The organism is Cupriavidus sp. DL-D2, assembly GCF_039710735.1.
Lineage (GTDB): Bacteria > Pseudomonadota > Gammaproteobacteria > Burkholderiales > Burkholderiaceae > Cupriavidus.
In genome coordinates, this window is the sequence record NZ_JBDKXK010000058.1 from 69,047 (window position 1) to 80,448 (window position 11,402).

The following is an 11,402-nucleotide window of genomic DNA, read 5'->3' on the forward strand; positions in this document are numbered from 1 at the left end:
GGTGTTGGCTTATGCGTTGAACTCGGCCTGCTCGCGCGTCCAGGCGCGGGCCTGTTCGCTGACAGTCAGCCCCAGGCCGGGGCGGGTGGGCACCTTGATCCGGCCATTGCCGATCTCGAGGCGCTCGTTGAACAGCGGTTCCAGCCAGTCGAAGTGCTCGACCCAAGGCTCGCGCGGATAGGCTGCGGCCAGATGGACGTGCAGTTCCATGGCGAAGTGGGGGGCGATCATCAGGCCCGCGTGGTCGGCCAGTGCGCAGACCTTCAGGAACGGCGTGATGCCGCCCACGCGCGGCGCGTCGGGCATGAGGTAGTCAGCGGCGCGATGGCGGATCAGGTCCCAGTGCTCGGCGGCGCTCGTCAGCATCTCGCCCGTGGCGATCGGCGTGTCGAACTGTTGGGCCAGCGCGGCGTGGCCTTCGTGGTCGTAGGCGTCGAGCGGTTCCTCGATCCAGACGAGGTTGAATTCCTCGAAGATGCGGCACATGCGCTGCGCGGTGGGGCGGTCCCATTGCTGGTTGGCATCGACCATCAGCGGCACGGCGTCGCCCAGCTTCTCGCGCACGGCGGACACGCGCTGGATATCGATCTTGCCATCGGGCTGGCCGACCTTGAGCTTGATACCGCCGATGCCACGCTCCACGGACGCCGCGGCGTTGACCAGCAGTTGATCCAGCGGGGTATGCAGGAAGCCGCCCGAGGTGTTGTAGCAGCGCACGGAATCGCGGTGCGAACCCAGCAGCTTGGCCAGCGACAGGCCCGCGCGCTTGGCCTTGAGATCCCACAACGCCACGTCGAACGCGCCGATGGCCTGCGTGGAGAGTCCGCTGCGACCTACCGAGGCGCCAGCCCAGCACAGCTTGTCCCAGAGCTTGGCAATATCGCTCGGGTCTTCGCCAATCAGCGTCGGAGCAATCTCGCGCGCATGCGCGAACTGGCCCGGGCCACCGGCACGCTTGGAATAACTGAAGCCCAGCCCCTCATGGCCGTTTGCCGTGCGGATTTCGGCAAACAGGATCGCGACCTCGGTCATCGGTTTCTGGCGGCCCGTCAGCACCTTGGCATCGCTGATCGGCGTGGCCAGCGGCAGGTAGCAGGACGACAGGCGAATGGATGTGATGGCGTCGGCGGCGGGCAATGCGGTCATGGGATATCTGCTTCCTGTAATCAATCAGCGCGATGTCTGAGACTTCCGACATCGTATGACATCGTTGTCAAAAAAGGGCCGGAGTCCGGCCGGTCCGTGTTGCCCAGGCATTGCTATACTCCGGCCCGCCTGATGCATCACACCCTGTTGCGGCGCACAATATGCGCGAAATCCCCGTTTCATCCTGAAGGCGATGCCGGAGAAGACAGCAGGTCCGAAGAATGCTAACGTTGTCATTTTCATCGGTCAATCGCTATCGCGGCACTTGGCCTCATCGTTTACCCGTGACGCCCGGATTGGAAGTGGCGCGCAAACCGGGTCGGAAGACCCGCTGAACACGCATGTCTGAAACATCCAGCGGCAAGTCCGTCACGCTGCACGACGTGGCACGCGAGGCCGGGGTCTCGCTGATCACCGCGTCACGCGCGCTCAGCAATCCCGGATTGGTGTCGGCCAAGACCATCGCCCGCGTGCAGGAAGCAGTGGCGGCAACCGGCTACATCCCCAATCTGCTCGCAGGCGGACTCAAGTCGCGCCGCAGCCTGACGGTAGCCGCGCTCGTGCCCAATATCGCCGTGGCGCAGTTCATTCCCACGGTGAAGGCGCTGACCGATGCGCTGGACACGGCGGGCTACCAGTTGATCCTTGGTCAGACCGGCTACGACCATGCGCGCGAGGAGGCGTTGCTGGGCACGATGATCAGCCGTCGTCCCGATGGCATCGTGGTGACGGGCCTGGTGCATTCGCAGACATCGCGCGACCTGCTGCGGCGTTCCGGTATTCCCGTGGTCGAGACCTGGGACCTGAGCGATCGGCCCGTGGATATGGCCGTGGGCTTTTCGCATCTCAAGGTGGGCAGTGCGGTGGCTGGCTACTTTCTGGGGAAGGGGTGGCGGCGCTTCGGCATTGCCACTGGCGACGATCATCGCGCGGCCGTGCGCCGCGAAGGCTTTGTCTCGACGCTCGGCCATGATGTGCCCACCGTGCGAGTGCCATCGCCCAGCAGTCTCGGACTGGGGCGCCAGGCGCTGCGCGAACTGCTGGCACAGGACCCAAGGATCGAAGCGGTCTTCTGCAGCTCCGACCAACTCGCGCAAGGCGTGATGGAAGAAGCCCGCGCACGCGGCATGCGTGTGCCGCAAGACCTTGCAATCTGTGGTTTCGGCGATGCCGATTTTGCGGCGGACATGGCGCCAGCGCTCACCACCGTGCAGATCGACGGCGCGGCCATCGGCCAGCTTGCGGCGAATCTGGTGCTGACGCGCTGCCGTGGAGAGACGGTGGCCACACCCGTGGTGGATGTGGGATTCAGGATTGTGGAGCGGGAATCGACCTGACGGCGGCGATGCGTTTCACGAACCCGATGTGAGCGCGGGAAACACCGTGGCCTTTCGTGCGCCGCCTTTGGATGGCAGTTCGATCAACACGCCCCCGGCGCTCTCGGCGTCGTGCCCCGTGAGGGCGGTGATGACCACCTGATGCGTGACGAACAGGTAGGGTCCGCCGCGCGGATCGAGTCCATCGACGTAGCGCGACAGCTTTTGCATCTGCGCGTCACGCGTGGCACGGTCGGCATTGAAAAACGAGTTCAGAAGCGGCTCGGTGTGTACCGGGCCGAGGTCCATCAGCCGTGCGGTGTCCTGACAGCGGCACCACGCGCTGCTGGCGACTAGCGTGGGCCGGAATCCTGCCGATTTCAGGCGCTCGCCAGACAGCCTGGCCTGGCTGCGCCCCTGCGCGTCGAGATTGCGCTGCGTCGCGCAGTCGCCCAGCTTGAACTGATCAGGATCGCCGACACCCGGTGCGCGGGCGTGGCGCAGGACCAGCACGGTGTCTGGCTTTCCCAGTGCCGCCGGCAAAGCCGTGGTCTGCGCGCGGACCGGCGAGATAGTCAGCGACAGCCACGCAGCGGGCAGGGCGCAAACGAAGTGGCGGCGGGTCGGCATGGGGCGGCTCCATCGCGGGGGTGTCTTTCAAGATAGGCGATGGGGCTGGATGGCGACCAGGGTGGGAGGAAGTGGTCCGGCAAAACTGCCACAAACTGGCCCTGTGCGACATGCCAGTTTGCTTGCAGAATGTCTCCTGTCCCCGAGAACACACAGGCCACGACCCGCCATTCGTCATGTATATCCCCGCCCATTTTGAAATCCCCACGCTCGAGGCGATGCACGCGCTGATCGCCAGCCATCCGTTCGGCACGCTGGTCACCCACGGCAAGGGTGGTCTCGACGCGAACCACATCCCGTTCGAACTTGAACCCAGCCATGGCACCCACGGCCTGCTCAAGGCCCACGTGGCGCGCGCCAATCCGGTCTGGCAGGACGTGACGAACGGTGCCGAGGTCCTGGTGATCTTTCGCGCCGGCGACGCCTATATCTCGCCCAACTGGTATCCGAGCAAGCACGAGGCACATAAGCAGGTGCCCACCTGGAACTACCAGGTCGTCCATGCCCATGGCCGCATCACGATCCACGACGACGAACGCTACGTGCGCGGCGTGGTGGCGCGGTTGACCCGTACGCACGAAGCGACGCAGCCCAAACCGTGGCGCATGTCGGATGCCCCGAGCGATTTCATCGACACGATGGTCAAGTCCATCGTCGGCATCGAAGTCGAAATCACGCGGATGGAGGGCAAGGCAAAGCTCGGCCAGCACAAGGATGCGCGGGATATCAGGGGGCCGGGCGAGGCGCTGGTGGCGTTGGGGAAGACGGAGATTGGGGAAGCGATGCTGGAAAGGGCGGAGGGGAAGGAGCGGGAGTAAGGGTTGCGATGATCGCCTCTCCCGCAAGCGGGAGAGGCGATCATCGGCGTCAAGCAGTTGAGCCGTATGCCGGCGAGGTTCACGCGAGGTAGCGCGGCGCCGGGGTGTTTTGCGACAGCACCCCGGACATTGCCTGACGCGCTGCCTCATAAGCTTGCCAGTGCTCGATCGCGTGCAGCGACGGGATCGTGATGAGTTCACCACGTTCGAAGCCAACCAGCGCCGCATCTACCATATCGGCCGCAGGCATCACGATTGATTGGTCGAGGTGTTCCACCGGCAGGCCGCCGGTTTCCCAGAAGTCCGTCGCGGTTGCGCCCGGCAGCACCGCCTGCACGCGCACGCCCTTGCTGGCGAGTTCGTGATGCAGTGACTGGCTGAACGCCTGCACGTATGCCTTGCTGGCGCCGTACACACCGTTAAGCACTTCCGGCGCGATGCCGACAATCGACGCGATGTTGATGAACGCGCCCTTGCCGCGTGCGACGAAGCCCGGCGCGGCGGCGTAGGTCAGGCGCGTCAACGCCGTCACGTTCAGTTCGATCATGCGCGTCATCTGTTCCACGTCGCTGTCAAGCAACGGCGTATGTGTGCCGATGCCGGCATTGTTGACGAGCAGCGTGATGCTGGCGTCGGTACGCAGCTTGTCTTCGACGGTGGCAAGCGAGGCGCGGTCGTTGAGGTCGGCGGGCAGCACTTCCACGGCGCGGCCGGTCTCGTCGGAAATGCGGCGTGCGAGGGCGTCGAGCTTGTCGCGGCTGCGGGCCACCAGGATCAGGTCATAGCCGCGGCGGGCAAGTCGGTCGGCGTAGATGGCGCCGATGCCCGACGATGCGCCGGTAACAAGTGCGGTGCCCAGGTGTTGCGTGCTGGTTTGCTGCGTCATGATCGAGACTCCATGCTTGGGGTTTCAGGTGGTTCGGATGCGTGGCATCCATGTGAAGCATGGTAGAGCGGGAAGCGCGTGACCGAAATGACGTATATAGTCATGTTTTCGGTCATTGCCGATCTTTGGCGCTCTGGAGGCTCGTCATGCATCGCGTTGGATTTCTGTTACCGGATGGCTTCCAGGTCATGACGCTGGCCGCGCAAGCCGTCTTCGAGTACACCAATTTGTCGCTTGGCGAGCCGGTGTACCGGATCGAGAACTACTCGATGCAGGGCGGCATGTTGCGGTCATCGCTGGGCATGGCCGTGGAGACGCGGCCCGCCAGCATGCGCCTGGCCGTGGACACCTGGATCGTGGCCGGTGTGGGCGATCCCGTTGCCACCCAGAGTACCGAGCCGATGCGCGAGTTCGTGGGGAAGGTGGCGGGCAAGGCGCGTCGTGTGGCGTCGATCTGCACGGGCGCGTTCGTGCTGGCGGAATCCGGCCTTCTGGCTGGACGCCGTGCCACCACGCATTGGGCCTTTGCGCGCGATTTGCAGCGGCTGCACCCCGACGTTCGCGTGGAGGAGGACCGCATCCACATCGTCGATGGGCCGATCTGGACCTCGGCCGGGATGACCGCCGGTCTGGATCTGGCACTGGCGATGGTGGAGAAGGATCTCGGCGGCGAGATGGCGCGCTCGGTGGCGCACAAGCTGGTGATGTACCAGCGCCGGTCAGGCGGGCAGTCGCAGCATTCCGAACTGCTGGAGCTTGCGCCGAAGTCCGACCGTATCCAGAGTGCGCTCGAATTCGCGCGCAAGAATCTGCATCGGCCCCTGACTGTGGAAGATCTGGCCGAGTCCGTGCATCTGAGTCCGCGCCAGTTCAGCCGCGTGTTTACGGCCGAGACAGGACAGCCACCGGCCAAAGCCATCGAGAAACTGCGGCTGGAGGCGGCGCGGCTGATGATCGAGCAGAGTCGCCATCCACTGGACGTGGTGGCAAAGGAAACCGGTTTCCGGGATCGCCGTCACCTGCGCGAGGCGTTCGTGCGCGGATTTGGGTTGCCGCCGCAGGCAGTGCGGCGGGAAGCGCGCGGCTGAGCACCGCGCGCTTTTATCGCTACCGCTTCATTAGCCGTCGATGCGCACCTGCACGCCATTGGCCGTGTAGATCGGCGTGACCTTGTAGCCATCTACGGCCACGGCGGTGAACTGGCCCTTGATGCTGCTGCCCGTCATGATGGCGACGGTATCGCCGGCCTTCGGCGCATACCCGTTGACGAACGCCACGCGCAGCGTGCCGCCAGCAATCGTCGTCAGGCCAGCCACGGTCATGCGGCCCTGGCCGTTGGGGCCCACGCGCAGGTCGAGCGTGGTGTTTGCCAGTTGGGTGTACTTGCCGGCGATGGCCACGCTGGCCGGGGCGTTGATGATGACGGAGCCGGCGCCGAGGTAGACATCGCCCGTGCCGAAGGCATTCACCGAAGCCGCTTCGAGCGCGCCGCCTGCCACCTGCGTGCCGCCGGAATACGTGTTGGTGCCGCCGAGCTTCAGGTTGCCGGTGCCCTTGAGCGTGAACTTGCCCGAGCCGCCGATGTTGTTGCGCCAGAGGTCGGCCGCGTGGAAGCCGCCGAGCGTGGCATCCATCGTCACCACGACATTGCCGTTGAAGGCGCCGTAACCATCGCCAGCAGCGAACAGGTTCAGGCGGCCCCAGCCTTCGGCATCGTCCATGACCGGATAACCCGAAGCAATCTCAGTGGTCTTCAGCACCACGCGGCGTTGATCGGCGCTCAGGTACGGGAAACGGGTTTCCAGCATGACTTCCGCCCCCTTGGGTACGACCGGCTCCAGCGTGGCCGAGCCGATCTGCGGGAAGCCGAACGTCATGCGGCGATTGAAGTTGGCCTTGTTGGTGGCGTAGTCGGTGAAGCGGTCATTGGCCGCCGTGCCCGACTGCGCGAACGTGCGGAAGGTGGCCGGCGTGGTGCCCGTGGCGGCCATCAGCGCCGTGTGGGCCTGCGTATAAGCGCTGGCCTTCAGCGCGGCGTTGGCCGGGATGTACAGGTTGGCGGCAGCCGAAGCAATGCCGAGCATACGGCCGCCGATAACGTCGAGCGGCGAGTGCATGCCCGCGAGGATGCGGTTCTCGCCCAGTTCCATGCCGCGCGTCAGCATTTCCTGGAAGCGCTCCGGCACCAGGTAGGCCATGACTACGGCATTGCGCAGCGCTTCGGCGGTATGGCCGCTGACAAAGCCGCCGTCGTTGTTGGGAGTCGGGCTGATAGCCGGCACCAGGGTCGGCGCCACCACCACGCTGCTGCTCCAGCGGTACGGACGTGCGTACTTGTAGAAGCGCTTGTTCGGCTCGGTCGAGGCATTGTCGCCAACCTTGTTGACCATCGTGATCACATCGCCGAACGTGGCATTGGCAGAGCCGGCCACACCGACGTTGTTGCCGCCATCGTCGTACTTGATGGTTGTGGCGTCAGCCGGGATGCTCGTGATCGTGGTGGTCTGCTGGGCGGCGGCGCGCCATGCAGCAGTGAGCGGACCCATGCCATCGGTCACGCTGTAGTTCTTGCCGCGGCGGTCGTCGTAGTAGGCAGCCTCGGCCTGCGCAGCCGTGCGTGCCGTGGTGGCGTCGATCACGTACTGGACGTTCGCGTTGTGGATGGCAGCGTTGACCACCGTGCCGCCCGGGGTGCCATCGCCTGGCAAGCCCGTCCATGACGAAGCCACCACCGCCGGGAACGCGCCGTCAGCCGGCGCCGTCTGCGCGGCATCGACGATACGCGTCAGCGGCTCCCACACGTTCAGGAATCCTTCCATCAGCCGCACACCGGAATTCGTCTCCAGCGTGGCGTACTTCGCTACACCGCGCTGGTTCGACGCGATGTCGTCCACAAACGGGGTCACCGAAGCTTTGACGGGCGCGCTATCCACGAAAGCCGGATCTGCCGGCGCGGCAGGCACGGCCAGCGGCGTGGTCGTCGTGCCACTGCTCTGCGTAGTGTTGTTGTCATCGCCGCCACAGGCGCCGAGCAGCAGGGCAAAACAGGCGACCGCGATGGCCGAGGGCATTCCGGGGGTGGAGAAAGACATGCTGGGTCCTTAAAAGACGGCAATGGCCGTCGAAAAGGACGCAGTTTGATCAAACAATGTTGCGGAAATATGTACTTTGATGCACTTGGTTGGATGTTTAGCTCGACATTTGTTTCATCGAACTGTCATCCAGCCATTGCCCATTTCACCCCCAGCGCCGTACCCGTCCCGTATCGATGTGCACAAAATTATCCGACTTGTAGAAGCCCACGCCGCCAGCCTGAAGCGATTCGGCGGCGTCGCGCAGGTCTGCGAGCGCTACACCGGGCAAACGGATGTCGATGGCCATGCCATCCATGTGCAGGCTTCGTTTTGCGACGCCACCCGCGCGTGTACGACGCAGGCGGTCGTTCGTGGCGGGGCAGCGGTAGCCGGAGATGACCTGGAACGGGGTGTCGGTCTTCAGTTCCCGACGCAGCGCGAACAGTACGCCGAACAGCGTGGGATCGATCTGGCCGACGGTGCCGGAGTAGTGATCGCGCAGGAAATGATTCAGCGACTGCTGCGCTTGCGGCAGGACGTCATCGCCGCGTGCGAAGACGAGCGCGAGATGCTCGCCAGTGTGCGTGTGATCAAACGACAGCGACCGGGCGTCGGGCCCGATTGCTGCCAGCGCGTTGCGTGGCGCCAGGGTGGAGAGCCCTGCGCCGAGCGCGATGGCGCTGGCGCAATGCAAAAAACGGCGACGCGGGTTGAAGCTGGATTCGGACATGGAAACTTTTACAACGGGTGCGGCATTCAGGAGGGCCGTGCGGCAGGTCTGGCCCCAGCGCGTTGCCGCAGCGCCTGGTCCAGCAGTTTGTCCTGACCGTAGATGTCAGGGACGAAGTGTACCCGTCCGTCGGCGCGAGCGATGGCCGTGCCATACGCCAGCACCACGGGAATGGGATGCTGGAGTGCCACGGTCTTCGATTTGCCAGCCGTCATTGCCTCACGGATGCGCGGCTCCGTCCATTCGGGCATGCCCTGCATCGCGAACTTCGCCAGTTCGACGGGTGCCTCCACGCGGATGCAGCCATGGCTGAAATCGCGTCGGTCTCGCTTGAACAGTTGCGGCGACGGCGTGTGGTGCAGATAGATGGCCTGGTTGTTCGGAAAAACGAACTTGATGTCGCCCAGCGCATTGAGCGGCCCCGGTCGCTGGCGGATGCGCGACTGCCCATTGAGCACGGCGTCCAGACTCGCCGGACTCACGGTGGTGCTGGCCGTGCTGCCAGACACGAACTCGAAACCTTGCCGAGTCAGATAGCTCGGATCGCGTTGCAGCTTCGGAATGATTTCCTTCTTGGCGATTGACGACGGCACGTTCCAGTACGGGCTGAACTCGATGTAGCGCATGTCCTCGGCAAACAGCGGCGTGCGGGTGTCCAGCGCCTTGCCGACGATCACCTTCATCTCAAGCTTGATGTCGAGCTTGCCGCCGCTCTCAGGTTGATATTCATAAGCGCGCAGCATGAATTCAGGAACATTGACCACGATCATGCGCGGACCCTCGGCAAGCGGGGTCCATCGCGCGCGTTCCATCGTCAGTTCGATCTGTTGCACGCGTGCCGCGGGAGAAACGTTGAGTTGTGCCAGCGTGCCCGCGCCGATCACACCATCGGCTTCGAGCGCATGGCGCGTCTGGAAAGCCTTGACCGCATCGACGATCGCGCCTTCGTAGCGTGCAGGCACGGGCGTGTCCTTCGGCAAGTCTCCGAGCGCTTCCAGCCGTTGCGACAACTGCGGCAGCCCCTTGTAGGTATCGCCCGCCTTGAGCTTGCTGCCGGGCAGAGGCGGTAGCGCGGTTTCCCAGTCAGGCAGCTTGGCCAATGTGCGGTAGCGCGCCAGCGCATCGCGCAACGTGCCGTAGAGTGGGAACGATGGCGCCGCCTCGCGCAAACCTTCGACAAGCCGGTTCGCGGCGATCGCCTGCCGCAGATAGGCTTCGGCGTCGAACGGCGCAGGCGCGGTCTTTGCAAAATTTGCATGGACCTTGCGCGGATCGACCCGGCCCACGTGCAGATCGGACAGGTAGCGGGTCATCGCCGTGGTCAGCGATGCATCGAAGCGCTGCATGGCATCGGGCGACGGCGCGGGGCCGTTGATTGCCTGCGTCAGCGTGCGCTGCAGCGCCTCGGCGCCGTAGTCAGCCGGTTCGAGGCCGTCGGCACTGGCGCCGGCCAGCGTCTTGATGGCAGCCTGTGCGGCCTGCGATGGATGTCCATCGACGAGCCACAGCGGGGCCGGCGGCGTCTGCTGGGCCCAGGCACTCGCGGCGCCGCAGAGCACCAATGCCGCGCCGAGCTGGCGCAGGGACACGACGGAAGACGCCCTTGAGCGGGGAGTCTTGCGGGTAGCGTTAGCGGGAATGGATTGCGTGGCGTGCGTGGCAACAGTCATTGGCATGGCGTCGAAAGAGTGTCTCCGTCGCATATCCTAGCCGATGACGCGGTTGCGTCCGTTATGTTGCACTTGCTGAAAATAAAGATTCTGCGATTGCGCGATGACTTGATTCATGTCAATCGCTGCGCGCTGTGCGCGCCTATGCTGTCTTCAACACGACAACATCACAGTGAGGATTGCTCCATGTACAAGCGCATTCTGATCGCCATAGACGGTGGTCCATCGTCCGAGCAGGCCATCTTCCAGGCTGTGGGCCTGGCCAAGGAACTGGGCGCGGAGGTCAAGATCCTGTTCGTGGTGGATGACAGCGAATTTTTCTTCGAGCCGGCCTACGTCAACCCGCAAGAGGTTCTGCGCGGCATGCTTGAGGTAGGTCAACAGGCCCTGGCCCGCGCCGCGCGCCGCTTCGAAAACGCCGGGGTGCGTGCCTTGACGGAACTGGCCGAGAAGCCGGTGTCGCCGGGCGACATCTCGGGCACCATCGTCAGCCATGCCGAGCAATGGCCTGCCGAACTGGTGGTGATGGGCACACACGGTCGACGCGGTGTGCGACGCATGATCATGGGCAGCGTGTCCGAAGGCGTGGTGGCCAAGTCGGCCAAGCCAGTACTGCTGATTCGCGGCGATACAGTGCATTGATCGGCGAGCACTTATCCTAGCGAAGCTATCCCCGTATATCGCAGAAAATTGATTTTGCAGTTTCTTTGTCTGTTCGTTGCTAACGCCACGAACACCCCGTTCTCAGCACATTGAATTCAGCGTAACGTCCCGCCCGCAGGTGGTGGGACGGACATCGCTGGCGGACGGACCACGCCGAATATTCAGTCACGCTGAGAGCGGAGGTGTGGGGCATGTCGGGTGTAGTCGGGCAACGGATTGCAAGGGAAATTGGGCGGCTGAAGGCTGTCACGGGTCGGCAGGCGTATCACCTGGAAGTGCTCGGCGCACCGAGTGCGCTCGGGTTGTCCGTGGTGTCATTCAAGGCTGAGGAGCGTCTAGGTGAGCCGTACACCGTCACGGTGAAGCTCACTCACCCGACCGAACTGGACCGACTCGACTATCTGCGTCATGACGCCACGTTCGCGATCGATGCTGGCGATGGTTCGGAGCCGCGACAGTTTTCGGGCTG

General features: G+C 64.3%; 10 protein-coding genes and 1 pseudogene. 5 read left to right on the forward strand and 6 right to left on the reverse strand.

The genetic code is table 11. The features are described from left to right. Positions 1 to 9 precede the first annotated feature (9 nt). Positions 10 to 1,146: a mandelate racemase/muconate lactonizing enzyme family protein gene (locus ABDB81_RS24070; RefSeq protein ID WP_160473842.1), complete on the reverse strand. Its 1,137-nt coding sequence runs from the start codon at positions 1,144 to 1,146 to the stop codon at positions 10 to 12. A 341-nt stretch (positions 1,147 to 1,487) separates the two neighbouring features. Between ABDB81_RS24070 and ABDB81_RS24075 the strand changes: the two genes are divergently transcribed. Beyond that, entirely contained in the window at positions 1,488 to 2,483 is a 996-nt protein-coding gene (locus tag ABDB81_RS24075; protein WP_137925547.1) for a LacI family DNA-binding transcriptional regulator, read from the forward strand. Between the two features lie 15 nt (positions 2,484 to 2,498). Here the strand turns inward: ABDB81_RS24075 and ABDB81_RS24080 are convergent, their stop codons facing one another. Then, positions 2,499 to 3,092 carry a histidine phosphatase family protein gene (locus tag ABDB81_RS24080; RefSeq protein ID WP_346813801.1) on the reverse strand — a complete coding sequence of 198 codons (594 nt, stop codon included), beginning with the start codon at positions 3,090 to 3,092 and terminating at the stop codon, positions 2,499 to 2,501. A gap of 176 nt (positions 3,093 to 3,268) precedes the next feature. On the opposite strand from ABDB81_RS24080, the gene ABDB81_RS24085 reads away from it, so the two are divergent. Further along, entirely contained in the window at positions 3,269 to 3,910 is a 642-nt protein-coding gene (locus ABDB81_RS24085; RefSeq protein ID WP_346813802.1) for an FMN-binding negative transcriptional regulator, read from the forward strand. A 79-nt stretch (positions 3,911 to 3,989) separates the two neighbouring features. On the opposite strand, the gene ABDB81_RS24090 is transcribed toward ABDB81_RS24085, so the two are convergent. Continuing rightward, complete coding sequence (locus ABDB81_RS24090) at positions 3,990 to 4,796, reverse strand: SDR family oxidoreductase (RefSeq protein ID WP_137925550.1); 807 nt, start codon at positions 4,794 to 4,796, stop codon at positions 3,990 to 3,992. A gap of 146 nt (positions 4,797 to 4,942) precedes the next feature. On the opposite strand from ABDB81_RS24090, the gene ABDB81_RS24095 reads away from it, so the two are divergent. Further along, complete coding sequence (locus tag ABDB81_RS24095) at positions 4,943 to 5,884, forward strand: GlxA family transcriptional regulator (RefSeq protein ID WP_346813803.1); 942 nt, start codon at positions 4,943 to 4,945, stop codon at positions 5,882 to 5,884. Between the two features lie 30 nt (positions 5,885 to 5,914). Here the strand turns inward: ABDB81_RS24095 and ABDB81_RS24100 are convergent, their stop codons facing one another. The 3 genes from ABDB81_RS24100 to ABDB81_RS24110 form a co-directional block, all read right to left on the reverse strand. Next, the gene (locus ABDB81_RS24100) at positions 5,915 to 7,888 is read right to left on the reverse strand and encodes a phosphatase PAP2 family protein (protein ID WP_346813804.1); all 1,974 of its coding nucleotides are present in this window, start codon (positions 7,886 to 7,888) and stop codon (positions 5,915 to 5,917) included. A gap of 145 nt (positions 7,889 to 8,033) precedes the next feature. Then, a complete protein-coding gene (locus tag ABDB81_RS24105; RefSeq protein WP_346813805.1) occupies positions 8,034 to 8,600 on the reverse strand; it encodes a DUF882 domain-containing protein in 567 nt (188 codons plus the stop codon). A gap of 26 nt (positions 8,601 to 8,626) precedes the next feature. Then, positions 8,627 to 10,270, reverse strand: a complete 1,644-nt coding sequence (locus tag ABDB81_RS24110) for a L,D-transpeptidase family protein (RefSeq protein WP_346813809.1) — start codon at positions 10,268 to 10,270, stop codon at positions 8,627 to 8,629. A gap of 186 nt (positions 10,271 to 10,456) precedes the next feature. On the opposite strand from ABDB81_RS24110, the gene ABDB81_RS24115 reads away from it, so the two are divergent. Together ABDB81_RS24115 and ABDB81_RS24120 are read left to right on the forward strand one after the other, a co-directional pair. Continuing rightward, positions 10,457 to 10,912, forward strand: a complete 456-nt coding sequence (locus ABDB81_RS24115) for a universal stress protein (RefSeq protein WP_137925555.1) — start codon at positions 10,457 to 10,459, stop codon at positions 10,910 to 10,912. A 212-nt stretch (positions 10,913 to 11,124) separates the two neighbouring features. Then, positions 11,125 to 11,402: pseudogene (locus ABDB81_RS24120) on the forward strand (type VI secretion system tip protein VgrG); the annotation flags it as partial.